Source organism: Lentzea xinjiangensis (assembly GCF_900110955.1).
GTDB lineage: Bacteria > Actinomycetota > Actinomycetes > Mycobacteriales > Pseudonocardiaceae > Lentzea > Lentzea xinjiangensis.
On sequence record NZ_FOFR01000001.1, the window covers coordinates 300,904 to 324,946 of the forward strand.

Annotated in this window: 24 protein-coding genes; 11 read left to right on the forward strand and 13 right to left on the reverse strand. The window is 69.6% G+C overall.

Features of this window, described 5'->3' with window-relative positions:
• Positions 1 to 3 precede the first annotated feature (3 nt).
• The 6 genes from BMW88_RS01505 to BMW88_RS01530 form a co-directional block, all read right to left on the reverse strand.
• A complete protein-coding gene (locus BMW88_RS01505; RefSeq protein ID WP_089948459.1) occupies positions 4 to 2,112 on the reverse strand; it encodes a translocation/assembly module TamB domain-containing protein in 2,109 nt (702 codons plus the stop codon).
• A 4-nt stretch (positions 2,113 to 2,116) separates the two neighbouring features.
• The gene (locus BMW88_RS01510; RefSeq protein WP_089948461.1) at positions 2,117 to 2,884 is read right to left on the reverse strand and encodes an amino acid ABC transporter ATP-binding protein; all 768 of its coding nucleotides are present in this window, start codon (positions 2,882 to 2,884) and stop codon (positions 2,117 to 2,119) included.
• Positions 2,881 to 3,684, reverse strand: a complete 804-nt coding sequence (locus BMW88_RS01515; RefSeq protein WP_089948462.1) for an amino acid ABC transporter permease — start codon at positions 3,682 to 3,684, stop codon at positions 2,881 to 2,883. Before BMW88_RS01515 ends, BMW88_RS01510 begins: the two co-directional genes overlap by 4 nt.
• 79 nt (positions 3,685 to 3,763) lie before the next feature.
• Positions 3,764 to 4,576, reverse strand: a complete 813-nt coding sequence (locus BMW88_RS01520; RefSeq protein WP_089948464.1) for a transporter substrate-binding domain-containing protein — start codon at positions 4,574 to 4,576, stop codon at positions 3,764 to 3,766.
• A gap of 241 nt (positions 4,577 to 4,817) precedes the next feature.
• On the reverse strand, positions 4,818 to 7,472 hold the full coding sequence (locus tag BMW88_RS01525) for an MGH1-like glycoside hydrolase domain-containing protein (protein WP_089948465.1): 2,655 nt from the start codon (positions 7,470 to 7,472) through the stop codon (positions 4,818 to 4,820).
• A gap of 117 nt (positions 7,473 to 7,589) precedes the next feature.
• On the reverse strand, positions 7,590 to 9,008 hold the full coding sequence (locus BMW88_RS01530) for a M20/M25/M40 family metallo-hydrolase (protein WP_089948467.1): 1,419 nt from the start codon (positions 9,006 to 9,008) through the stop codon (positions 7,590 to 7,592).
• 357 nt (positions 9,009 to 9,365) lie between these two features.
• Here BMW88_RS01530 and pdhA point away from each other — a divergent pair, with 357 nt between their 5' ends.
• The 6 genes from pdhA to BMW88_RS01560 all read left to right on the forward strand — a co-directional run bounded on the left by pdhA (position 9,366) and on the right by BMW88_RS01560 (position 15,052).
• A complete protein-coding gene (gene pdhA, locus BMW88_RS01535; protein WP_089948469.1) occupies positions 9,366 to 10,562 on the forward strand; it encodes a pyruvate dehydrogenase (acetyl-transferring) E1 component subunit alpha in 1,197 nt (398 codons plus the stop codon).
• On the forward strand, positions 10,562 to 11,587 hold the full coding sequence (locus BMW88_RS01540) for an alpha-ketoacid dehydrogenase subunit beta (protein WP_089948470.1): 1,026 nt from the start codon (positions 10,562 to 10,564) through the stop codon (positions 11,585 to 11,587). The genes pdhA and BMW88_RS01540 overlap by 1 nt, the downstream gene beginning before the upstream one ends.
• A 14-nt stretch (positions 11,588 to 11,601) precedes the next feature.
• Positions 11,602 to 13,002 (forward strand): dihydrolipoamide acetyltransferase family protein, encoded by a 1,401-nt coding sequence (locus BMW88_RS01545; protein ID WP_089948472.1) that lies wholly within the window; start codon positions 11,602 to 11,604, stop codon positions 13,000 to 13,002.
• Between the two features lie 318 nt (positions 13,003 to 13,320).
• Positions 13,321 to 13,692 (forward strand): hypothetical protein, encoded by a 372-nt coding sequence (locus BMW88_RS01550; RefSeq protein ID WP_342714886.1) that lies wholly within the window; start codon positions 13,321 to 13,323, stop codon positions 13,690 to 13,692.
• 43 nt (positions 13,693 to 13,735) lie between these two features.
• Positions 13,736 to 14,656: a helix-turn-helix domain-containing protein gene (locus BMW88_RS01555; RefSeq protein WP_177220870.1), complete on the forward strand. Its 921-nt coding sequence runs from the start codon at positions 13,736 to 13,738 to the stop codon at positions 14,654 to 14,656.
• 69 nt (positions 14,657 to 14,725) lie between these two features.
• Positions 14,726 to 15,052: a hypothetical protein gene (locus tag BMW88_RS01560; protein WP_089948475.1), complete on the forward strand. Its 327-nt coding sequence runs from the start codon at positions 14,726 to 14,728 to the stop codon at positions 15,050 to 15,052.
• On the opposite strand, the gene BMW88_RS01565 is transcribed toward BMW88_RS01560, so the two are convergent.
• The 3 genes from BMW88_RS01565 to BMW88_RS01575 form a co-directional block, all read right to left on the reverse strand.
• Positions 15,049 to 15,453, reverse strand: a complete 405-nt coding sequence (locus BMW88_RS01565; RefSeq protein ID WP_089948477.1) for a hypothetical protein — start codon at positions 15,451 to 15,453, stop codon at positions 15,049 to 15,051. The genes BMW88_RS01560 and BMW88_RS01565 overlap by 4 nt on opposite strands.
• Before the next feature lie 95 nt (positions 15,454 to 15,548).
• A complete protein-coding gene (locus tag BMW88_RS01570; RefSeq protein WP_089948479.1) occupies positions 15,549 to 16,763 on the reverse strand; it encodes an acyl-CoA dehydrogenase family protein in 1,215 nt (404 codons plus the stop codon).
• A gap of 10 nt (positions 16,764 to 16,773) precedes the next feature.
• Positions 16,774 to 17,403: an SCP2 sterol-binding domain-containing protein gene (locus BMW88_RS01575; protein WP_089948481.1), complete on the reverse strand. Its 630-nt coding sequence runs from the start codon at positions 17,401 to 17,403 to the stop codon at positions 16,774 to 16,776.
• Positions 17,404 to 17,561: 158 nt separating this feature from the next.
• Here BMW88_RS01575 and BMW88_RS01580 point away from each other — a divergent pair, with 158 nt between their 5' ends.
• On the forward strand, positions 17,562 to 18,140 hold the full coding sequence (locus BMW88_RS01580) for a TetR/AcrR family transcriptional regulator (protein ID WP_245777509.1): 579 nt from the start codon (positions 17,562 to 17,564) through the stop codon (positions 18,138 to 18,140).
• Here the strand turns inward: BMW88_RS01580 and BMW88_RS01585 are convergent.
• Positions 18,129 to 18,890, reverse strand: a complete 762-nt coding sequence (locus BMW88_RS01585; protein WP_089949407.1) for a MaoC family dehydratase — start codon at positions 18,888 to 18,890, stop codon at positions 18,129 to 18,131. The genes BMW88_RS01580 and BMW88_RS01585 overlap by 12 nt on opposite strands.
• Positions 18,890 to 20,125, reverse strand: a complete 1,236-nt coding sequence (locus BMW88_RS01590; RefSeq protein WP_089948482.1) for a 3-oxoacyl-ACP reductase — start codon at positions 20,123 to 20,125, stop codon at positions 18,890 to 18,892. Before BMW88_RS01590 ends, BMW88_RS01585 begins: the two co-directional genes overlap by 1 nt.
• A gap of 52 nt (positions 20,126 to 20,177) precedes the next feature.
• On the opposite strand from BMW88_RS01590, the gene BMW88_RS01595 reads away from it, so the two are divergent.
• Genes BMW88_RS01595 through BMW88_RS01605 form a run of 3 tightly spaced genes read left to right on the forward strand, consistent with a single transcriptional unit; the run spans position 20,178 to position 22,704 of the window.
• Positions 20,178 to 21,383, forward strand: coding sequence for an acetyl-CoA C-acetyltransferase (locus BMW88_RS01595; RefSeq protein ID WP_089948484.1), 1,206 nt, complete (start codon positions 20,178 to 20,180; stop codon positions 21,381 to 21,383).
• 59 nt (positions 21,384 to 21,442) lie between these two features.
• Complete coding sequence (locus BMW88_RS01600) at positions 21,443 to 22,420, forward strand: serine hydrolase domain-containing protein (protein ID WP_089948485.1); 978 nt, start codon at positions 21,443 to 21,445, stop codon at positions 22,418 to 22,420.
• Complete coding sequence (locus tag BMW88_RS01605; RefSeq protein ID WP_143115937.1) at positions 22,417 to 22,704, forward strand: hypothetical protein; 288 nt, start codon at positions 22,417 to 22,419, stop codon at positions 22,702 to 22,704. The genes BMW88_RS01600 and BMW88_RS01605 overlap by 4 nt, the downstream gene beginning before the upstream one ends.
• Here the strand turns inward: BMW88_RS01605 and BMW88_RS40775 are convergent, their stop codons facing one another.
• Complete coding sequence (locus tag BMW88_RS40775) at positions 22,705 to 22,995, reverse strand: hypothetical protein (RefSeq protein WP_143115938.1); 291 nt, start codon at positions 22,993 to 22,995, stop codon at positions 22,705 to 22,707.
• Between BMW88_RS40775 and BMW88_RS40780 the strand changes: the two genes are divergently transcribed.
• Positions 22,976 to 23,326, forward strand: a complete 351-nt coding sequence (locus BMW88_RS40780) for a hypothetical protein (RefSeq protein WP_143115939.1) — start codon at positions 22,976 to 22,978, stop codon at positions 23,324 to 23,326. The two genes, BMW88_RS40775 and BMW88_RS40780, sit on opposite strands and share 20 nt — an antisense overlap.
• On the opposite strand, the gene BMW88_RS01615 is transcribed toward BMW88_RS40780, so the two are convergent.
• Positions 23,316 to 24,026: a hypothetical protein gene (locus BMW88_RS01615; RefSeq protein WP_143115940.1), complete on the reverse strand. Its 711-nt coding sequence runs from the start codon at positions 24,024 to 24,026 to the stop codon at positions 23,316 to 23,318. The genes BMW88_RS40780 and BMW88_RS01615 overlap by 11 nt on opposite strands.
• Between the last annotated feature and the right edge of the window lie 17 nt (positions 24,027 to 24,043).

The window sequence follows — 24,043 nt, forward strand, 5'->3', positions numbered from 1 at the left end:
GTTCTACCGCTTGAGCATCCGGGTCAGGCCGGCGGCGACGGTGGTCGCCAGGATCCAGCCGGTCACGATCAGGCCGGAGGCGATCCACTGCGACGCGCCCGGTGTCTGCCAGCGGTTCTTGTTGCCGAAGTCGACGATCGGCACCACCAGGTCGATCGTGTAGAGCCACGCGTTCCACGGCAGGCGGTCATCGGCGTTGATCTCCACCAGCGGTCCCTTGACCTGGAACCAGATGCTCCCCAGCAGCCACGCCGTGATCAGCCACCCGAGTGCGCGCGCCGGGCGGTAGCCGTAGCCGACCATCGAGCGTTGCAGGAAGCTCCACACCAGCACCAACGGGCCGAAGAAGCGCATGCCCTCGGCGACCGCGCGGTAGCGCAGGCGTTGCTTCTCGATCAGCACCGTCGAGGCGTGCTCCTCGTTGCCCGCGGCGGTCAGCATCTCGGCGAACTGGTCGTACGGGCGCGGGTGGTAGCTGCGGCGCATCGCGTTGCGCAGCCAGCGCAGGCGTTGTGCCACCTGGGCGTCGTCGCGCAGGTCGATCGGGTAGGCCAGCGAGTCGTAGCGGAAGTCGTCGAGGTCGATGAAACCCGTGGCGTTCCAGAAGTTCTCGTTGTCGTCGAGCGACGTGCAGCGCGCCTGCCGCAGGGTCACGAGACCCCTGGGCGGGGACACGACGTTGAGCATCAGCTCCTGGACCTGCATGCCCATGGCGTTCAACGCGTGGCTGTCGAGCTTGTAGCCGAGCACCGCGCCGTTGAAGTTCGCCATGCGGCCGATGGTGGCGCGCCGGCACCGCACACCGCCGTGCGCCACGAACTCCTTCTCGCCGCGGGCGCAGATGAGGTCGCGGCCGATCGTGGCACCGCCGATGTCGAGCGACGGCTTCTCGCGCGGCTGGTGCCGGTACGTGCCCGGTTTGGTCAGGCGGCTGCCGCGCAGGTCGAGGTTCGCGCCGACGGTGATGCCGCGCAGCTCCAGGCCGCCGGCGACGTCCGACTCGCGCACCACGAAGTTGCTGCCGATCTGCGAGCGGTTGGCCAGCACGGCGTCCGCGGCCGGGTTGTCCACCGTGGCCCGTTCGATCGTGATGCTGCCGCGCACGTGGGTGTCGACCATGCGCAGCTGGCCCTTGATCCGCACACCGCGCCCGACGACGTCGCCGCCGATCTCCGCGCCGTCGACGTGCAGCGCGCGGCCCGATCCGGTCGGGTCGGTGCCGACGGCGGGCGGGGACACGGCGTCCAGCTCGGCGTCGGCCAGCGACAACGTGCCGCCGATGCGCGTGTTCACGGCGCGGATGGTGCCCGCGCTGGTGAAGCCGCGGTCGAGCTCCAGGTCGCCGGAGACGTCCGCGCGGTCCAGGACCAGCGTCGCGGACGGGTCGGCGTGCGGGTCGGTGGTCTCGGCGAACGCGTCCCCGCGCGAGAGCACCGCGCCGCGCAACGAGAGCGCGGAGCTGATCCGGGCGTTCGCGAGGAACACCACGCCGTGCGAGGTGAACGCGCCGAGGAAGTTGCCGCCGACCTGCATCCCGTTGCCGTTCAACGTGTAACCGTCGGCGTTCGCCAGCACCGCGCTGCCGAGGTTGACGTTGCCGCCGATGCGCGCGCCCGCGAGCCGCACCTCGCCCTCGGTGCGGATGCCGAACCCGAGCAGCGCGCCCGCGACCGTCAGCCGGTCACCGTGCACGCACAGGCCGCCGGGGACGCTGAACCTGCTGTCGCGCAACAGGACCGAGCCCGCGATCTCGGCGTCGGTCAGATCGGCGAGTCCGGTCACGCGGCAGCGGAGCAACGAGACGTCGTTGCTGCTGTTGAGGTTGCGCGCTTCGAGACCCGGCAGCTCGCAGTCGCGCCACGAGATGCCGGCGAGGTTGGCCTGCCGCAGGTCCGGCGGCGCCTCGAACTGGCAGCGCTCGAACTCGAGCACGTACGGCACCTCGACCGCGCGCAGGTCGAGGACGTCGGTGATGACCCGGTCCACCACGCGGATGACGGGCGGGGTGCTCGGCTTGCGCCGAGGCAGCCGCCACCCGCCACCGCCCGTGTTGTCGTTCTCCCCCAACAGCCCCCGCAGCACCTCCGCCGCGGCGACCCTCCCCCTGGCCACGCGGCTACACCGGGTCGCTCGGACCGTGGTGCGTGGGGTCGAGGACGCGGGCCAGGAACTCCCGCGTGCGTTCTTCCTGCGGGTTGCCGATGACCTCGGCCGCCGGGCCCTCCTCGACGATGTAGCCGCCGTCCATGAAGATCACCTTGTCGGCGACCTCGCGGGCGAACTGCATCTCGTGGGTGACGACCAGCATCGTCATGCCCTCGTCGGCGAGCTGGCGCATCACGCCCAGCACGTCACCGACCAGCTCCGGGTCGAGCGCCGAGGTGGGCTCGTCGAACAGCATCACGTCCGGGTCCATCGACAGGGCGCGGGCGATGGCCACGCGCTGCTGCTGGCCGCCGGAGAGCTGCGCGGGCATCGCGTGCGCCTTCTCGCTCAGGCCCACGCGCTCCAGGTTGTGCAGCGCGACCCGGCGCGACTCCTCCTCGGAGCGCTTGAGGACCTTGCGCTGCGCCACGGTGAGGTTCGCCAGCACGTTGAGGTGCGAGAACAGGTTGAAGCCCTGGAAGACCATGCCGATCTTCGTCCGGGCGGAGTCGATGTCGACGTCCGGGTCGGTCAGCTCGACGTCGTTGACGACGATCTTGCCGGCGTTCGGCTCCTCCAGCAGGTTCACGCAGCGCAGCAGCGTCGACTTGCCGGAGCCGGACGGTCCGATGATGCAGACGACATCGCCGCGGTCGACCTTCAGGTCGATGTTCTTGAGCACTTCGAGCGGGCCGAACGACTTCTTCAGCCCGGTGATCTCGACGAACGTCTCGCTCATGCGGACACCTTCTTCCTGGCGCCACCGGTGCCGCGGCGCTCCAGGTACCGCGACAGGTAGCCGAGCGGCAGCGTGATGATCAGGTAGCAGAGACCGGCGATGAGGATCGGCGTCAGCGACGGGCTGCGGCTCAGCGTCTCCCGGCCGAACTTCGTGAGCTCGTACTGCTCGCGGAAGAGGCCGAGGATGTAGATCAGCGAGGAGTCCTTGGTCAGCAGGATCAGCTCGTTCGTGAGCGGCGGCAGGATGATCCGGAACGCCTGCGGGATCACGATCGTGATCATGGCCCGGCCCTGCGACATGCCGAGCGAGCGGGCGGCCTCCACCTGGCCCTTCGGCACCGCCTGGATGCCGGCGCGGATGGTCTCCGCCATGTAGGCCGCGCCGACGCCACCGAGCGCCAGCATGACCGTGGTGAGCGGCGGGAACTGCATCTGGAACGCGATCGGCACGCCGTAGTAGATGCCGATGAACACCAGCAGCGCGGGCACGCCGCGGAAGAACTCGATGTAGACGGTCGCGATCCAGCGGTACGGCGCGACCGACGACAGCTTCATCAGCGCTAGCACGAGGCCCAGCGCGAGTCCGAACGCGAAACCGAGCGCGGTGTAGATGATGGTGTTCTTCAGCGCCACGGTGATGACGCTCGGGAACATCGACTTCGCGATGTCCACGTTGAAGAACGCTGCCCGGATCTGCCCCCAGTCCGCGAGGAACGCGACGACCAGGGCTATGACGATCAGAAGGCCGTACTGCGCATAGCGGATGTACTCCGCGCGCTTGCGCTTGGACACAGCCATGGAGGCTCCTAGCGGATGTGGTTCGGACAAGCGGCGGGGCCGGCGCGACGTAGCTGCACCGGCCCCGAAGGCAAGGGGGTTACTTGCTCTCCGGCTTCTTGCCGAACCACTTCTCGTAGATCTTGTCGTACTCGCCGTTCTCCTTGGCCTTCTTCAAGACCTCGTTCACCTTCGACTGGAGGGCGGTGTTGCCCTTCTTGATCCCGATGCCGTACTTCTCACCGGTGTCGAACTCCTTGGTGACCTCGGTGTCCGGGAACTCCTTGGCGTAGTCGTAGAGCACGCCGTTGTCGTTGATCGCCGCGTCGACCGCGCCGGTGCGCACGGCGGTCTCCATCAGCGGGAGGTCCTCGAACTGGACGACGGTGTAGCCGTTGGCGGCCGCGTTCTCGTTCGCGTACTTCTCACCCGTGGTGTCCTGCTGGACGCCGAGCTTCTTGCCCTTGAGGCTCGCGAGGTCCGAGATGCCGGAGCCCTTCTTCACGAGCAGCGCCTGCGAGGCGTCGAAGTACGGGTCGGAGAAGTCGATCGCCTGCTTGCGCTCGTCGGTGATCGTCATGCCCGCGGCGGCCAGGTCGCACTGGTTCGCGCTGAACGACGTGCCCGAGGTGATCGTCTCGAACGGGGTGTCGAAGATCTGCTGGGTGACGCCGAGGTCCTTCGCGACCAGGTCGACGAGGTCGACGTCGAAGCCGACCGTCTTGTCGCCCTCGCTGTACTGGAAGGGCTTGTAGGACAGGTGCGTGCAGGTGACGAGCTTGCCGCTCTGCACCAGTGAGACACCCGAGTTGCCAGCGGGCTGGTTCACGGGAGTCGCGCAGCCCGAAGCTGCCATCACGGCCAGCCCCAGTGCCGGGATCATGGCCATCAACTGCCTGGTTCGACGAGCCACTGCGTCACTCCTCGTAACTGTTGCGGACGAGTGAACGGGATCCTGCCACTCGGGTGACGTGGTGGACAGCACGTGCGTGTTACAGGACAGTGCGTTGCAACAACTTTGCGTCAAATGGCGAGAACAGGTGCAAAATATTGCGTCAAATGGCCTGGATCACACAACGTATGCACGTATTGCACACGAATGATAACCATCTGCGAGCGCGTCCTTGATCAGGATTTGATCACGACAGCGCTGCTCAGCGGGTGCGTTCGACCAACAGACCGGCCACCAGGGCCGTCCAGCCCGTCTGGTGGGTGGCACCGAGCCCTTCACCCGTGTCGCCGTCGAAGTACTCGCTGAACGTGACGTGCTTGCGCCAAAGCGGTGAGTCGGACGCCTCGATCCTCTTGCCGTCCGACGGCCGCCGACCGTCCCGGTCGGGCAGGAACAGCCCCACCAGCCGGTCGCTCAGCTCGTCCGCCGCCTGACCGGCGGTGACGTGGCGGCCGGAGTGCGTCGGCATCTCGACCTGGAACGTGCCGTCGTGGAACGCGCAGACCGTGCGCAGCGCCTCGACCAGCAGGGCGTTGGTCGGCAGCCAGACCGGGCCGCGCCAGTTCGAGTTGCCGCCGAACATCGGCGTGTGCGACTCGCCGGGCTCGTAGCCCATGCGGTGGTCCTGGCCCGCGACCTTGACCTCGAGGCCCTCGCGGTGGGCGGCGCTGAGCGAGCGGATGCCGTGCGGCGAGAGGAACTCCTGCTCGTCGAGCATCCGGTGCAGCACGCGCCGCAGCTTGTGCTCGTCGAGCAACGACACGAACGCGCCGCGCTCGTAGTGGAACGTGATGAACTGCCGCAGCTCCGGCCGGCGCTTGAGCAGGTGCTCCAGCCGGCTGGTGAACCCCGGCAGCTCCTCGAGCACCCACGGTTCGAGCACGGCGCAGGCCAGCAGTGGGATCAGCCCGACCATCGACCGCACGCGGACCGGCTCGGACTCGACGCGGCCGTCGGGGTGGCGGCGGGAGACCCGGTCGTAGCAGAACCCGTCCTCCTCGTGCCAGATGCCGGCGCCGTGCGAGCCGAAGTGCGTGAACGCCTCCGCGATCGACAGGAAGTGCTCGACGAACTTCGTCGCGACGTCCTCGTAGCACTCGTCGTCGCGCGCCAGCTCCAGGGCGATCTGCATCAGGTGCAGGCTGTAGGCGGCCATCCACGAGGTGGCGTCGGACTGCTCCAGCCGCCACTCGCCCAGCATCGGCTCCGACCTGTTGATCGGCCCGATGTTGTCCATGCCGAGGAACCCGCCCTCGAACAGGTAGCTGCCGCCCGCGTCCTTGCGGTTCACCCACCAGGAGAAGTTCAGCAGCAGCTTGTGGAAGATCTTCGCGAGGAACTGCCGGTCGCGGCTGCCGTCCGCGCGGTAGACCTGCAGCGCCGCCCACGCGTGCACCGGCGGGTTGACGTCGCCGAACTCCCACTCGTAGGCGGGGATCTGGCCGTTCGGGTGCATCATCCACTCGCGGCAGAACAGCAGTAGCTGCTCCTTGGCGAACGCCGGGTCTACCAGCGTGAACGGGATCGTGTGGAACGCGAGGTCCCACGCCGCGAACCAGGGGTACTCCCACTCGTCCGGCATGGAGATCACGTCGGCCACGTCGAGGTGCCGCCAGTGCACGTTGCGCGCCTCCGGCGTCCTGCGCGACGAGGGCGCCTCCGGCTTGGTCGGGTCGCCGTCGAGCCAGTCGCGCGTGCGGAACCGGTAGTGCTGCTTGGTCCACATCAACCCGGCCAGCGCGCGCCGCAGCACGTGCTTCTCCTCCGCGCCGACGTGGGGCGCGATCTCGTCGTGGAACTCGTCCGCCTCGGCCTTGCGGGCGGCCAGGGTCTCGTCGAAGCTCGGCCCGAACGGGTCCACGTGCCCGTCACCGCCCACGAGCCGCAGGCGGACGGTCACCGTCTCACCCGGCTCCACCGGGTCGAACGAGTACCAGGCCGCGAACTTGGTACCGGCCGCGCCCGCGTCGTCCGGCCCGACCACCTGGCAGCTCGTCGTGCTGCCCCGCACGACGTAGTCGCAGATGCCGTCCTTGGTCCACGGCGACGGGTTGCGTTCGGCCCCGAAGAGCGCCACCTCGTTGGTCTCGTTGTCCGTCACGAGCATCGACGGCGAGTCGTCGAGGTGCAGCGTGTAGCGGCCGAGGTTGCCGTGGTCGGCCGTGACCTTGCGCCCGGTCGTGGTGCTGGCGACGAGCTGGCACGGCCGCTGGTCGCGTCCCCACGCCCAGGTGTTGCGGAACCAGAGCTGGGGCAGCAGGTGCAGCGGCGCGTCCTCCGGCCCGTGGTTGGTCGCCCGGATCTCGACGCAGATGTCGTCGGTGTCGGCCTTGGCGTAGGTGACCTGCACGTCGAAGAACCGGTTCTCGTCGAGCACCCCGGTGTCGGAGAGCTCGGGCTCGCGGTTCTCCCGCCCGGCGTTGCGGGCCATCTCCCGCAGCCGGCCGTAGGGGAACTCCCGCTGCGGGTAGCGGTAGACGACCTGCATCCAGGAGTGGGTGGGCGTCCCGTCGGTCACCCACCAGTGCTCCTTGACGTCCTCACCGTGGTTGCCCTCGTCGTTGGTGAGGCCGAAGTACCGCTCCTTGAGGATCGGGTCCTCGCCGTTCCACAGGGCGACGGCGAGGTTGAGGAACCCGTGCACGTCGCAGATGCCCGCGATGCCGTCCTCACCCCACCGGTAAGCACGCGCGCGGGCGTGGTCGAACGGGAACGACGCCCAGGCGTCACCCTCGGGCGAGTAGTCCTCGCGGACCGTGCCCCACTGGCGACCGGAGAGGTACGGTCCCCACAGCCGCCACGGCGAGGTCGGGGTGTCCGACTCGGCGAGACGCGCCCGTTCCGCTTGTTGACCCATCACCCCAGTGTGGGACAACTTCTCGCGAGTCCGGTGGGGTCCACGTCTTGTCTGAGTTTTTCCTCACTGGAAGAACGGTGGACCCACGCCTGGGTGTGACGCCGGGACAGCGGACGGTCAGCGCTGCCGGGAGTGCGCGTCCAGCACCAGCGCCACGGCCTCGGTGATCCTGGCGGCGTGCGCCAGGTGCAGCCACTCGTCCGGCACGTGGCAGTTCGAGTCCGGCCCCACCGCGCCCGTGACCAGGAACTGGGCGTCCGGGTAGGCCTCGTGCAGCAACCCCATGAACGGGATCGAGCCACCCAGCGACACGGTCCGCCACGGCGCGCCGAAGACCTTCTCACCGGCCTCGTCCAGCGTCGCCGACAGCCACGGCGCCAGCGCCGGCGCGTTCCAGCCGTCGGCGGCCTCGACGCGCGAGAGCTCGACCGTCGCGCCGTAGGGGACGTCGGTGGTCAGCTTGGCCCTGACCGCCTCCAGCGCCACGGCGGAGGAGGCCGTCGGCGGCAGCCGGAACGACAGGACCAGGGTGGTGAACGGCCGCAGCACGTTGCCGGCGTCGTCCGGGGCGGGCAGGCCGTCCGCGCCGGTGACCGAGAGCGTCGGGCGCCAGCCCGCGTTGAGCGCGAGCTCCACCTCGTCGTCGGACATCGGCCGCAGGTCGCCGACGCGGGGCACGGGCCCCCACAGCGCGCCCGGCGCGGCCTCGACGGCCTCGCGGACCTCGGCCAGCCGGTGCGCCGGGATGTCGACGTGCATCTCCGGGACGAGGACCTCGCCGGTCGCCGAGTCCTCCAGGCGGTCGAGCAGCGCCCGCGCGATCCGGAACGAGGACGGGACGATGCCCGAGGCCATGCCGGAGTGCAGGCCGCCGTCCAGCACGCGGACGGTCATCGTGACCTGCACCAGCCCGCGCAGCGACGTCGTCAGCCACATGCGCTCGTAGTCGGAGCCGCCGGAGTCCAGGCAGACCACGAGCGACACGCGGCCCAGCCGTTCCGAGAGGTGCTCCAGGTATGCGGGCAGATCAGGCGAACCGGACTCCTCGCCGGTCTCCAGCAGCACGACGCACCGGGAGTGCGAACCGCCCGCCGCACGCACGGCCTCGATCGCCGCGATCGCGGCATATCCGGAGTAACCGTCATCGGCGGAACCGCGGCCGTAGAGACGTCCGTCACGCAGAACCGGGGTCCACGGACCGAGGCCTTCGCTCCAGCCGCCCACCGGCGGTTGCTTGTCGAGGTGTCCGTAGAGCAACACCGTGTCGTCGCCGGGGTTGCCGGCCGCGGGCACGTCGACGACCAGGAGCGGGGTGCGTCCCGCCAGTTGGACGACCTCGAGCGTCACGCCCGGCAGGTCCCTGGCCGCGATCCAGGTGCGCACGTGCTCGATCGCGGCGGCCAGCTCGCCGTGCTCCTCCCAGGCGGGGTCGAACGCGGGCGAGATCGCCGGCACGGCGACGAGCCGAGACAGGCTCGGGACGATGTCGTCGTCCCAGAGCGTCCTGACGGTGCTGGTCACAACTGAGCGGTCCACCTCTCGATCCTGTCACGACTCCGCCTCTGCTGGCGTCCTTAGGCTCATCCCCACGGGCCGTCACTGGAGTTAACGATCGGTAACCGGGACAGGAGTGTCCGGTGACCGGACGTCCTAGTTGGAGGACAAAAGGTCGAACCTCCGACTGTTGTCGCTGATCAGACCGTTGACTCGTGTGTTACGAAGTGGGACGGGTCTCACCAACTCGGGTGAGGCCGTGTCAGGATGTGGTCGTAAGCCACCGTCACCGTCGACGGCTGCCTCCGGCCCCACAGGGTTGGCGGCGACCGCCGACGTCGCCGCACGAGGTCGTCACGAGCGATCAGGCGGTCGGAGAAGACAGAGGAGTGAAGGCGCATGTCGTCCCCTGAGCAATGGACGCACCCTGAGCCGGACGCAGCGCCGGCCGCCACTGCCGCGAAACCGACAGCGGAACAGGTGATCGCGGGCTTGCGAGCGACCGACGAGGGCGGCGCCGACCTGGTGCAGCTCCTCACTCCCGAGGGCGAGCGGGTCCAGCACCCCGACTTCGACATCGACATCACGGCGGAGGAGCTGCGCGGCCTGTACCGCGACATGGTCCTGATCCGCCGCGTCGACCGCGAGGCGAACGCGTTGCAGCGCAAGGGCCAGCTCGGCATCTGGGTGCCGCTGCTCGGCCAGGAGGCCGCGCAGATCGGCGCCGGCCGCGCGATGCGGCAGACGGACATGGCGTTCCCCAGCTACCGCGAGCACGGCATCGCGTGGACGCGCGGGATCAACCCGACGGAGCTGCTCGGCATCTTCCGCGGCACCGACCAGGGCACGTGGGACCCGGTCGAGAAGCGCTTCCACCCCTACACGATCGTCATCGGCAACCAGGTCCTCAACGCGGCCGGGTACGCGATGGGCCAGAAGTTCGACGGCAAGGTCGGCGACGACGAGGGAGAAGCCACCATGTGCTTCTTCGGCGACGGCGCGACCAGCCAGGGCGACGTGCACGAGGGCTTCGTGTGGGCGGCGGTCTACGACGCGCCGCTCGTCTTCTTCTGCCAGAACAACCAGTGGGCGATCTCCGAGCCGACCGAGCGCCAGTCGCGCCTGCCGCTGTACCAGCGCGCCCGCGGCTACGGCTTCCCCGGCATCCGCGTCGACGGCAACGACGTCCTCGCGACGCTGGCCGTGACGAAGTGGGCGCTCGACGAGTGCCGCCACGGCAACGGCCCGATCCTGATCGAGGCGTTCACCTACCGGATGGACGCGCACACCACCTCCGACGACCCGACGCGCTACCGGCTGTCGGACGAGCTGGAGATGTGGAAGCTCAAGGACCCGATCGAGCGCGTGAAGGTCTACCTGGTGCGCCAGCAGTGGGCCGACAGCGCGTTCTTCGAGAGCGTCGAGGCCGACGCCGACGAGCTGGGCGAGGAGCTGCGCGAGTTCTGCACGAACATGCCGGACCCGCCCGCGGAGCGGATCTTCAGCAACGTGTACGCGGAGGGCAACCCCAACCTCGACGCTCAGCGCGACGAGTTCCTCGACTACGTCTCGGGTTTTGCTGGAGGTGAGCACTGATGGCTGCTCCGACGATGGACCGCTCCACCGCCGCCGCCCCGGCGACCCCGGTGCAGACGCTCACGATCTCGAAGGCGCTCAACATGGGCCTGCGGGCGGCCATGGAGGCCAACCCCAAGGTCATCATGATGGGTGAGGACATCGGCAAGCTCGGTGGCGTCTTCCGCATCACCGACGGCCTGCAGAAGGACTTCGGTGAGCAGCGCGTGCTCGACACGCCGCTCGCGGAGTCCGGCATCATCGGCACCGCCGTCGGCCTCGCGATCCGCGGCTACCGCCCGGTCTGCGAGATCCAGTTCGACGGCTTCATCTTCCCCGGCTTCGACCAGATCGTGTCGCAGGTCGCGAAGCTGCACTACCGCACGCAGGGCAAGATCAAGATGCCCATCGTGATCCGCGTGCCGTTCGGCGGCGGCATCGGCGCCGTCGAGCACCACTCGGAGTCGCCGGAGTCGTACTTCGCGCACACCGCCGGCCTCAAGGTCGTCTCGTGCTCGAACCCGGCCGACGCCTACTGGATGATCCAGCAGGCCATCGACTGCGACGACCCGGTGCTGTTCTTCGAGCCCAAGCGCCGCTACTACGAAAAGGGCGAGGTCGACACCACGGCCACGCCCGGCCCGCTGTTCGAGTCGCGCGTGCTGCGGCAGGGCACGGACGCCACGCTGGTCGCCTACGGCCCGATGGTCAGGACGTCGTTGGACGCCGCCAACGCGGCCGCGGAGGACGGCACCTCGCTGGAGGTCATCGACCTGCGCACGCTGTCGCCGCTGGACCTGGCGCCGGTGTACGAGTCGGTGCGCCGCACCGGCCGGCTGGTCGTCGTGTCCGAGGCGCCGTCCGAGTCCTCGATCGCCAGCGAGATTGCAGCCAAGGTCCAGCAGGAGTGCTTCTACTCGCTGCAGGCACCGGTGCTGCGGGTGACCGGTTTCGACACCCCGTACCCGCCGTCGAAGCTCGAGGAGGAGTTCCTCCCCGACCTCGACCGGGTGCTGCACGCCGTCGACCGCTCTCTCGCCTGGTAAGGGGACCACCGGAAATGCCGCAGTACAAGCAGTTCCCCCTGCCCGACACGGCTGAGGGGCTGACCGAGGCCGAGATCCTCACCTGGCACGTGAAGCCGGGTGACACCGTCACGGTCAACCAGATCATCGTCGAGATCGAGACGGCCAAGGCCGCCGTCGAGCTGCCGTGCCCGTGGGCCGGTGTCGTGACGGAGCTGCTGGCCGAGCCAGGCCAGACCGTCGAGGTCGGCGTCCCGATCATCACGATCGACACCGACCCCGGTGGCGCCGCCGCACCCACCGCCCCCGCTCCGGCCGCCGCCGAGGCGAACGGCACCTCGTCCGGCAAGATCGGCGAGGAGATGCCGGGCGGGCGCATCGCGACGCTCGTCGGCTACGGCCCGAAGTCCGGTGCGGCCAAGCGCCGCGCGCGCAAGGACGCCCCGGCCGCCGCCAAGGCAGCCGCGGCCGCGATCACGCCGGCGGCGCCGGTCGTGGCGGCTCCCGCGCCGGTCGCTCCGCCCGTCGCGGCTCCGGCACCGGCACCGGCTTCGGCTTCGGCGCCCGGCGGGTACGTGCCGCTGGCCAAGCCGCCGGTGCGCAAGCTGGCCAAGGACCTCGGCGTCGACCTGCACGCGCTCACGGGCTCCGGCCCCGGCGGTGTGATCACCCGCGAGGACGTCGAAAGCGCCGTGGCGGCACCGGTTCCCGCCGCTCCGTCCGTTGTGGACAGTGGCTCGCGCGAGCGCCGGGTGCCGATCAAGGGCGTCCGCAAGGCGACCGCGCAGGCGATGGTGGACAGCGCGTTCACCGCGCCGCACGTCACCGAGTTCCTGACGGTGGACGTGACCCCGATGATGGAGCTGCGCGCGCGCCTGAAGAACGCGCCGGAGTTCCGCGGCGTGAAGCTGACCCCGCTGGCGTTCTGCGCCAAGGCCGTCGTCCTCGCGGCGAGGCGCACTCCCGACGTCAACGCGACGTGGGACAGCGCCACCAACGAGATCGTCTACAAGGACTACGTCCACCTGGGCATCGCGGCCGCCACGCCGCGCGGCCTGGTGGTCCCGAAGGTCCGCGACGCCGACCGCATGTCGCTGAAGGAACTGGCGATCGCGCTCGACGAGCTCGCCACCGTCGCCCGTGACGGCAAGACCGCCCCGGCCGACATGATGAACGGCACCATCACGATCACCAACGTCGGCGTCTTCGGCGTCGACACCGGCACGCCGATCCTCAACCCCGGCGAGTCCGCGATCCTCGCCCTGGGCGCGATCCGCGACATGCCGTGGGTGGTCGACGGCGAGATCAAGATCCGCAAGGTCTGCCAGCTCGCGCTCTCGTTCGACCACCGCGTGGTCGACGGGCAGCAGGGCTCGCAGTTCCTCGCCGACGTCGGCGCGCTGCTGGCCGACCCCGGCATCGCGATGACCTACTGAGGTTAGTCCGAGCGAAGGCCCCCGCACTCCGGTGTGGGGGCCTTCTCGCTGTTTCTGCTGATGGTTGCTAGAGGCACCAGCGTGCAGCCTCGAAGTTCGCGGATGAGTGCCGAGGCGACCACCCACCGGATGTCCGGGTCGTCGTAGGCCAAGTTCACGTCGTCCACCGCGACAGCTCCGGACGCGCCCTTCCGGTACAGCGCTCCGCGGACACCTGCCAGCTCGAACTGGCGAACACGGACAGCCGCGGCTCCCCGTCTGAGCGCAGGGCACAACCGCAGGGAGAGGGCGACGCATGGCACGCAGACGGGTGGCTCGGTGCAGGCCATGCCCTCCGGCCATCCTTCCCAATCGTCCCGGTGGTCACGCAGCAGCCAGAGCACGATCAACAAGTGGGCGGCAGGCATTGCCGACACCTACGTGCTCACACAGCTTGCCGAGCTGACGGGGCTGGGCATCCCGATTGCCGTGCTGCCGTTCGTGAACACCGCGCTCGCCAACAACCGCCCGTTCCGGCGCAGCGTCGAGGAGCTGCGCGAGTCGGGTGTGACCGTGCTGTTCGGCGAGGGTGGGTTCGTGCCGCATCCGCCTCGAACTGGCGGGCAGGTCATGGAGTCGTATCCGTGGACTGCGGCACTTTCGGCTGTAGGCAGTTCAAGCCTTTTCGCTGGTCAGTGCCCAATCGCTTAATCCGGTTTGACTCTCCAGCGGCTGGAGACTGCACAGTTTCCCCGTGACGCGCTACCAGATCGGTGAGCTGGCCAGGATGACCGGCCTCGCCGTCCGCACCATCAGGTTCTACTCCGACTCGGGTCTCGTCCCGCCCACGGACAGGACCGCCGGTGGCTACCGCACCTACGACGCCGAGGCGCTCGCCAGGCTGAAGCTCGTCCGCACCCTCCGGGACCTGGGGGTGGACCTGCCGACCGCCGGACGCGTGCTCGCGCGTGAGGTGTCGGTGACGGACGTGGCGCGAGCACACGCGGAAGCGATCGACGCGCAGATGAAGACGTTGCGGCTGCGCCGCGCCGTTCTGCGCGCCGTCGCCAAAGGAGGGGAGATGGAACTGATGAACGAGTTGGCACGCATGTCGGACGAGGAGCGCCAGCGCATCCTCGACGACTTCTTCGAGGAGGTGTTCGGCCCCTACGAGCTGGATCCGCAGTTCGAGCAGCACATGCGTTCCGTGCGCATCGAGCTGCCGGACGACCCGACGACCGAGCAGCTCGAGGCGTGGGTCGAGCTCGCGAAGCTCGTGCAGGACCCGGACTTCCGCGCGTCGATCAAGCGGATGTCGGCCCAGCACGAGGAACAGCGCCGCAACGGCGTGGACATGGGCCCGCGGTCCGACGACAACATGGAGGCGTTCAACTACGCCATCGCCCAGGCCCGCGAGGCCATCGACGCCGGCATCGCGCCGGAGCCCCCCGAGGCCCGCGAGGTCGTGGACCGGGTGAACGCCAGGTGGGCGGAGGCACTCGGCGTGCCGAACGACGAGCACCTCGTCGAACGGCTGCGCTCGTACGCCGACTTCGCCGACCCGCGCGCAGAGCGCTACTGGGTGCTCATCGCGAAGATCAACGGCTGGCCCGGCGTGCCGGACCACTCGGCTGAGCGCACCTGGCTGCGCGAGGCCGGGCAGCCGTTCGGCTAGACCGCACCCCAGGCGCGGGAACAAGCTGGGCGCCCAGCTCGTTCCTGTGGCAACGGAGGGGGGAACGTGATGTCTGCGTTGTTCGAGATTCTCGGGGGCGTTCTGGCGGAGGCCTTCGGTCCCAGCGGCGAGGACCACTCACGCGGGGACGGCGACGTCTTCCTGGACGGCGAGTGGCACGAGGGCGAACTGTTCTTCGGCCCCAAGAAGATCATCTGGGACGAGCGGATCGTCTTCAGCGACGACGAGGGCCGCGTCGAGCAGATCATCGACCAGGACCCGCCACACCCGGACTTCGTGGTGCTGCACTTCCGCCGCGCCCACGACACCGTGCTGCTCGCCGTGCACCGGCGCGAGCTCAAGCGCGTGAGCGCCGTCCTGACCCTGCCGCTCTAGTCCGGTTCCTCGTCGGGCCGCCGGATCGCGGCGTAGGCGAGCGTGCCTCCCGCGAACGCGAGAGCGAGTCCGACCCACCCGCGCTGGTTCGCGGCGAGGCCCGCGGCGTCGGAAGTGTCCGGGATACCGGTCAGCAGCGGAATCGCGAAGAGCAGAGCCCCGCCGAAGAACGCGACGAGCGCCACCGCTCCCATCCACGGCGGCCGGACCAACCCGCGGAAGCTGGACCCGCCCCCGACCATGAACCGCACCACCAGCATGAGGGCGCCGGAGACCACCACCAGCACGACGTTCGCCGCCCGCGGCAGCATCGGGCTGCCCGCCACGAACCCGTACGCGATGACGATGGCGTCGACGAGGACTACCAGAAGCGAGGCCCACTCCGGCCGCGACGGTCTCATGCGTCACGACAGTAGGACCAGCGACCTGTTCGCCGGGGCACAACCGGCGAGATCGGTGGCCCGCCGGCTTCCCTGATCCGGCGGGCCACCTCACGTCACTTGATCTGCATCCCGGAAATGGCCCTGGACACGACCAACCGCTGAATCTCGCTGGTCCCCTCGAAGATGGTGAAGATCTTCGAGTCCCGGTGCATCCGCTCCACCGGGTGCTCCCGCGTGTACCCGGCGCCGCCGAGGATGTGGATGGCCCGCTCGGTGGCCCACACCGACACCTCGGACGCCTTGAGCTTCGACATCGAGCCCTCGCCGGCGGTGAACGGCACGTTGTTGCGCCCCATCCACGCCGCGCGCCACACCAGCAGACGGGCCGCGTCGATCTCCATCTTCATGTTCGCGAGGTCGAACGCGATCGACTGGTTCTCGATGATCTTCCGGCCGAACGCCTCGCGGTCCTTCGCGTAGTCCAGCGCGTACTCGTACGCGGCCCGTGCGACGCCTACGGCCATCGCGCCCACAGTCGGGCGCGTGGTCTCGAACGTCGCCATGGCGGCCTGTCCGCCGGCACGTTGTCCCTCGCGCGCACGGGCCAGACGAGCCTCAACGCGCTCGCGGCCGCCCAGCACACAGCGGCCGGGCACGCGGACGTCGTCGAAGAACACGTCGGCCGTGTGGGAGGCGCGCATGCCGTGCTTCTTGATCTTCCCCGGCGAGGAGACCCCCGGCGTGCCCGGCGGGATGATGAAACCCGCCTGGCCGCGCGAGCCCAGGGAGGGGTCGATCACGGCGGTCACGACGTGCACGTTCGCGATGCCGCCGTTGGTGGCCCACGCCTTCTGGCCGTTGATCACCCACTCGTCGGTCGCCTCGTCGTAGCGGGCGCGCGTGCGGTAGCCGGCCACGTCGGAACCCGCCTGGGGCTCGGAGGCGCAGAACGCGGCCAGCTTCGGGTCGGACTCGTCGCCGAAGCACTCCGGCACCCACTCGGCCAGCTGCTCGGGCTCGCCGGACGCGAAGATGCCCGCCACGGCGAGGCCGGTGCCCATCAGGGCCAGCGCGATCCCGGCGTCACCCCAGAACAGCTCCTCGGTGGCGATGGGCAACGACAGGCCGATCGGGTCGGCGAACCAGGTCGCGAGGGCCTCGAAGCCGTAGAGGCCGATCTTCGCCGCCTCCTGGATCACCGGCCACGGTGTCTCCTCGCGCTCGTCCCACTCCGAGGCCGCTGGCCTGATCACGTCGCGGGCGAAGCCGTGCACCCAGTCGCGCAGGTCGGTCTGGTCTTCGTTCAGCTCGAGCGAGAAGCCACCCACAGAATTTCTCCTAGGCCTTCGGGATGTTGAACAGGCTCATGAAGCCGGCCGCGAAGCCCAGGTCGCCCTTCACCTTCAGCTTGCCCGTCATGAACAGCACGGGGGCGGAGGCGTTGCCGGTCGCGAGCTTCAGGAAGTCGGCGGGCAGGAGCGTCACGATGGCGCGGGCCTCGCGCGTCACGCCCTTGTTGATGGTGCACGTCGCGTCTTCGATGATGGCCTCGTAGACGTCTTCCAGCACGTGGAAGTGCACGACGGCGCGGGTGGCGCCGGCCCGGTCCGCGCGGAAGTGGGCCTCCATGCGGCGGAACACCTCGTCCAGCACGCGGACGCGCAGCGCGGGGTCGGCGACGACGCCCTCGATCTGGTCCTTCGAGGCGCGCGAGATGATGCGGGCGAAGTTGGTCGGGTCCATCTTCGCGAGGTCGAGGTCCGCGCCGCCGTCCGCGAGCCTGCCCAGCGCGTTCAGCAGGGCGGCGAAGTCGTCCTTGCCGAGCTTCTTCGGGTCGATGCCGCGGGCGATGACGTCGATGTCCGCGCCCTTCAGGGCGGGGTCGTCCGGCGAGATCTGCTCCAGCGCGCTGATCAGCTCGGCAGGGCTGAGCTTCGCGACGGCCTCGGTGCTGAGGTCGAGCGTCATTGACACACCTCCAGGTACCTACTGGCGAGTAAGACTACTGATGAGTAGATAGGGCGGCAAGCCGATCCGATAATCTTGTCCTCTTCGACTGAGGGGTAGTGATGCGCACAGAAGGTCGAGCCAAGCGCTTGCCACGCGCGGTGCGTGAGCGGCAGATCATGGACGCTGCCGTCGACGTGTTCTCGCGGCTCGGCTTCCACGCGGCCTCGATGGACGAGATCTCCGACGTCGCGGGCATCTCGAAGCCGATGCTCTACGCCTACCTCGGTTCGAAGGAGGAGCTGTTCGCCACCTGCATCCGGCGTGAGGCCACCCGGATCATGGAGGCCATCGCGACCGGAGTCGAGCCCGACCAGGAACCCGACGTGCAGCTGTGGAGCGGGCTGCGGGCCTTCTTCGGGTTCGTCGGCGAGAACCGGGCGAGCTGGCAGGTGCTGCACCGGCAGGCGTCCACGCAGGGCGGGCCGTTCGCGGCCGAGCTCGCGGACATGCGCGGGCGGGCCGTGTCGCTGGTCGCCGCGCTGCTCACCCAGTCGACGAAGGCGCCGGCGACCCAGCACGAGGCCGAGTCGCTCGCCGCCGCGCTGGTCGGGGCCGGCGAGTCGCTCGCGGAGTGGTGGCTCGACCACCCGGAGGAACCGGCCGGCGTCGTCGCGGCGCGGCTCATGAACCTCGTCTGGATGGGCTTCGGCGACCTCGTCGACGGCAACGTCTGGCACCCGCCGTCACGTCGCTGAGCCGACCAGGTGGGGCCCCTTGCCCCAGACGGCGAACTCCCAGCCGTCAGCGCTCCCGGACGCCGAGAACTCGACGCGGCCGGGGATGAGCAGCGGCTTCTTGAACCGCACGGCCACGGTGACGGCCTCGGGCAGCCTGCCCTCCAGCGCCGCGACGCAGCGCGCCTTCGTCCACATCCCGTGCGCGATGGCGCGCGGGAAGCCGAACAGCTTGGCGCCGACCGGGTGCAGGTGGATCGGGTTCCGGTCGCCGGACACCGTGCCGTAGCGCCGCCCGATGTCCGCGGGCACCCGCCACACCGCCGACCCGGCCGGCCGCTCCAGCTCCTCGCCGGGGCCGGAGGTGCCGCCGGACCGCCGCAGGTAGGTCGACACGCCTTCCCAAACACCGGAAACCGACGTCACCACGTCGACCTGCGTGCCCTGCGGATGCGGCCGCAGGTCGCGCGCGGACACCGTGATCTCCAGCGGCTCGCCCACCGCGAGGGCCCGCGACTGCGTGATCCGGTTCGCGACGTGCACCAGGCCGGGCAACGGGAACGGGAACCCGGCGCCCGTCATCAGCTTCATCTGCAACGGGAAGCCCAGCACGTGCGGGTAGGTCAGCGGCAGCGCGTCCCGCAACCCGAACCCGCACACCGCGTTGTACGCCGCCAGGTGCCGCACCGACACCTCGTGGGAGGCGGAGACCGGCTCGGCGGTGAGGGTTCCGCCGCGCCGCAACGACGTGAGCGCCGCCTTGAGCAGCATCACGCCCCCAGCAGCATCTGGCCGCACACCCGCACGACGTTGCCGTTCACGCCACCGGACCCCGGCGACGCGAACCACGCCACCGTCTCCGCGACGTCGACCGGCAGGCCGCCCTGCGACAGGCTGTTCATCCGCCGCCCGGCCTCGCGCGTCACCAGCGGCACGGCCGCGGTCATCTTCGTCTCGATGAAACCGGGCGCGACGGCGTTGATGGTGGCTCCGCGCGCGGCCAGGACCGGCGCCAGCGCGTGCACCATCCCGATCACGCCGGCCTTCGAGGTGGCGTAGTTGGTCTGGCCGACGTTGCCCGCGATGCCGGCGATCGACGACACCCCGACGATCCGCCCGCCCGTGCGCAGCACCCCGTCGTGCAGCAGCGCGTCGTTGACCCGTTCCTGGCAGGCCAGGTTGACCTCCAGCACCGCGTCCCACCTGTCGGAGTCCATGCGCGCCAACGTCTTGTCGCGCGTGATGCCCGCGTTGTGCACGACGACGTCCACGCCGCCGTGCCGTTCCAGGAGGTACGAGGTCAACCGGGCCGGGTCCCCGGTGATGTCGAGCTGCAACGCCGACCCGCCGATCGCGTTCGCGACCTTCGAGAGCTCGTCACCGGCGGCGGGGACGTCCAGGCACACCACGTGCGCGCCGTCGCGGGCCAGGGTGGCCGCGATGGCCTCGCCGATGCCCCGCGAAGCGCCCGTGACCAGCGCGACCTTGCCTTCCAGCGTGCCGGTCGGCGAGTTCCCGGAGACGTGCACGACCTGGCCCGACACGTACGCCGAGCGGCCGGAGAGCAGGAACCGCAGCGTCGACTCGGCACCTTCCTCGGCGCCTTCGGCCACGTAGACGAGGTTCGCCGTGCCGCCGCGCCGCAGCTCCTTGCCGACGGACCGCACGAAGCCCTCGAGCGCCCGTTGCGCCACCGAGTCCGGCGACTGTCCGATGACGACCACCCGCCCGCACGGCCCGAGCTGCGTGATCACCGGGTGGAAGAAGTCGTGAAGCTGCCGCAGGTCGCTCACGGAGGCGATGCCGGAGGCGTCGAACACCAGCGCGCCGTACGGAGCGGATCCCTCTTCGAGCTGCTTCAGGAAGGGCAACCGGGATGCGCCGCCGACCAGCACGGGCGTGGCCAGCGCGGCGTCGCGGCGCAGCGGGTACGGGTTCGGCAGGCCGAGCCTGCGCACGAGCCGGCGGCCGAGCGCGGAGTTTGCGAACTTCTGGTACCTGTCCACGCAACCAACCTACTCGCTAGTAAGTCTACCCGCTAGTAGGTAGTATGGCGGCATGCGAGTAGCGATCATCGGCGGCAACCGCATCCCGTTCGCCCGCTCGAACGGCCCGTACGCCACCGCGTCGAACCAGGACATGCTCACCGCGGTGCTGGACGGCCTGGTCAGCCGCTTCGGGCTGCAGGGCGAACGCCTCGGCGAGGTGGTCGCCGGCGCCGTGCTCAAGCACTCGCGCGACTTCAACCTCGTCCGCGAGTCGGTGCTGGGCAGCAGGCTCAGCCCGCAGACGCCCGCGTACGACCTCCAGCAGGCGTGCGGCACGGGGCTGCAGGCCGTCATCGCCGTCGCCAACAAGATCGCGCTCGGCCAGATCGAGGCGGGCATCGCCGGTGGCGTCGACACCACGAGCGACGCCCCGATCGGCGTCAACGAGAACTTCCGCAAGCTGCTGCTGGAGTTCAACCGCACCCGCAAGCTCAGCCTGCTCACCAAGCTGCGTCCCAGCCACGTCGTGCCGCACCTGCCCCGCAACGGCGAACCGCGCACCGGCATGTCCATGGGCGAGCACGCGGCCATCACCGCGGCGAAGTACGGCATCACGCGCGAGGAGCAGGACGAGCTCACCGCGCGCAGCCACCGCAACCTCGCCCGCGCCTACGACGAGGGCTTCTTCGACGACCTCGTCACCCCGTACCTGGGCCTGACCCGCGACCAGAACCTCCGCCCGGACAGCAGCCCCGAGAAGCTCGCGAAGCTCAAGCCGGTCTTCGGCGACACGATGACCGCGGGCAACTCGACCCCGCTCTCCGACGGTGCCTCCGCGGTCCTGCTCGCGACCGAGGAGTGGGCGCGGGAGCGTTCGCTGCCGGTGCTCGCGTACCTGACCTTCGCCGAGACCGCCGCCGTCGACTACGTGCACGGCGACGAGGGCCTGCTCATGGCACCGGTGCACGCCTCGCCGCGGATGCTCGGCAAGGCGGGTCTCAAGCTGCAGGAGTTCGACTTCTACGAGGTGCACGAGGCGTTCGCGTCGCAGGTGCTCGCCACCCTGAAGGCGTGGGAGCCCGACCTGGGCGAGATCGACAGGTCCAAGCTCAACGTCAACGGCTCGTCGCTCGCGGCGGGCCACCCGTTCGCGGCGACCGGCGCCCGGATCGTCGCGACCCTGGCGAAGCTGCTGCACCGCAAGGGCAGCGGGCGCGGGTTCGTGTCGATCTGCGCGGCCGGCGGCCAGGGCGTCACGGCGATCCTGGAACGATGAGTTCCCCGGCCCGATGAGGTCTGCCCGTCCGAACCCCTCACCGGAGAAGGACGGCGACCATGACGCTGCAGGCAGTGCTGGAGGCCCACCGCGACACCGTGCCCACCGCGGTCGCGCTCGTCGCCCGCGGTGACGACGTCGAGTTCGCGGCGGTCGGCGAGGACACCCGCGAGTCGGTCTTCCCGATCGCCTCGGTCACCAAGCCGATCGTCGCGGCGGCGGCGCTGCGGCTGGCCGGGGACGGCGTGATCGGGCTCGACGACCCGATCGCGACCTGGTTGCCGGAACTGGCGCACCCCCTCGTCGTCCGCACCCCGGACGCCGGGGTCGGCGACGTCGTCCCCGCGACGGGCCCGATCACCGTCCGGCACCTGCTCGCCTCCCGGTCCGGCTGGGGCTTCACCGCGGACTTCTCCCTGCCCGCCACGCGGAAGCTGCTGGCGGAGGCGCACCTGCACGGCGTCGAGGAGCTGCCCACCCCGGACGAGTGGCTGAAGCGCCTCGCCCTCGTGCCGTTGCTGCACCAGCCGGGCGACGGCTGGACCTACAACACGTCCTACGACGTGCTCGGCGTGCTGCTCGACCGCGTCACGGGCTCGCTCCCCGGCCACCTGGCCGAACGCTTCTGCGCCCCGCTCGGCATGACGGGCACGAGCTTCGCCGGCCCTGCCCTGCCGTCCGGCGCCGGCGGCTTGCGGTCCACAGTGGACGACCTGCTCGCGTTCGGCCGCTTCCTGCTGTCAGGCGACCTGCTCGCGGAGCTCGCCGTCGACACCACGACCGCCGGGGAACGCGAGGCGGGCCGGATCTTCCTGGAGGGACAGGGCTGGGGCTTCGGCGGCAGCGTCGACATCGTCAGGACCGACCCGTGGAACGTGCCCGGCCGCTACGGCTGGGTGGGCGGCTCCGGCACGTCTTTCCACGTCGTGCCGACACACGGAACTGTCACGATCCTGTTGACCCGCACGGCAATGACCGGTCCTGCCCCGTTGCCCGTGATGCGTGATTTCTGGCGAAGCGCTGTGCAGACTGCATGAACCGCCGTTGTGCGGACCTGGGGGTGGGGCTCATGCAGGTGGATCCGGAGAACGACCCGGTGCTGGCACGGGCGCTGGTCGGCACGCTGCGCGACGAGTGGCGGCCGGCGGCCGACGCGATGGCCGCGGCGCGGGGGTGGGAGCGCCGCGCGTACGTCGTGCTGACGCTGGCCACCGCCGCCCGCCGCCCGGACTGGCTGCGGAACTGGCTGTGCGCCCGCCCCGGCGACCTCGACGCCAAGGCCGTGCAATGCGCCGTGGAATCGTTGCGGGGCCGCGACTAGCTACGGCTGCACAGCGGCGAAGAACTTCTTCGCCAGCTCGCGCACGGATGCGCGGCACTGCTTCTCGTCGATCGTGGTGTCATCGGTGTGGGTCACGATCATGACACCGTTCGCGTCGAGGATCTCCAGCGAGCAGGCAGCAGCGTGTGCGGTGCGCCACCGCGCGTCCGAGCCGAGCCGCACGCCGCTGTCCTGCTCCCACGACCCGGTGCGCTCGGTGAAGTACTTCTCCGCGTAGTCCGTGCCCGATCTAATACCGGTGATGTCGTCAGTGTTCTCCCACAACCTCACGCTGAAGGCGATCGTCGAATCCTCGGCCTTGAAAGTGCACGTCCGTGACGACGAGTTCGTGCCGAGCCTCTGGTCTTCGTCTGGCCGTGCAGGCGGCAGATCTCCACCGACCTCTTGCTTGATGTCGAGACACGTCTTCAACGCAGCGGGAAGGTACTTCATCGGCTTCGCCGGTGCGGTGGGGATCGACGGGAACTCCGTCGTGGTCACCGTTGCAGCCGGTGGGAACGTCGGCGTCTCCACCCGCGCGGCGCTGCAACTGCCGACGAGTGCCAAAATCGCCGTCACGCCGATGACCCGCCAGTTGTTCGAGGAGGTCATCAGCCGTTGACCGCCTGCGGCCATGCCTGATTGGGCAGCTTCATGTCGGTCATGAGGCTCATGATGTCCCGCACCTTGCTGAGTGCCTCGGCAAATCGCTTGGCGATGCCGACCAGGTTGTCGAGCTGCTGGGTGACAAGCGTGCCGATGGCGCCGGCGAGGTCCTTGACCGCGAACGGGATGCCGATGACCGTCGCACTCTCGATCCCGGCGGCGACCAGCGCTCCGAGAAAACCCGTCGCCATCTTCGACAGCTCGGTCATGTACTCGATGTTGTACTTCGCGATGTCCATCAACCATTTGCTGACGCTGTCCGCTTTGGTTGCGACGGCGACCATTGCCTCGTGCTGCGAAGTGAACCGCTGTGAGTACGCGGTGGCCGCGTGGCCGGACCAGTTGGCCGCGAGATCGGTGTCCACGGCTTGGTGGCCGAGCCCGTTCACCGGTTGCTGGACCTTCTCGAGCCAGTTGAACGACTGCCAGATCAACGACACGACCGGGGCGTGGTGCTCCACCGCTTTCCTGATCAGGTTGAACATCTTCTCCAAGCCCTCGCGGATGACGTCGAGAGCCGGGTTGATGGCGAGCATCGTGGGACCGAGCAGGTAGCGCCAATCGTTGATGTGGTCGACCGCGCCGTTGAACCTCTGGGCACATTCGCGCGCCCTGTCTTCGAGACCTTGGAACCCGCGCTCGAACAGGTTGGTCATCTCTTCGGGACCGCTCA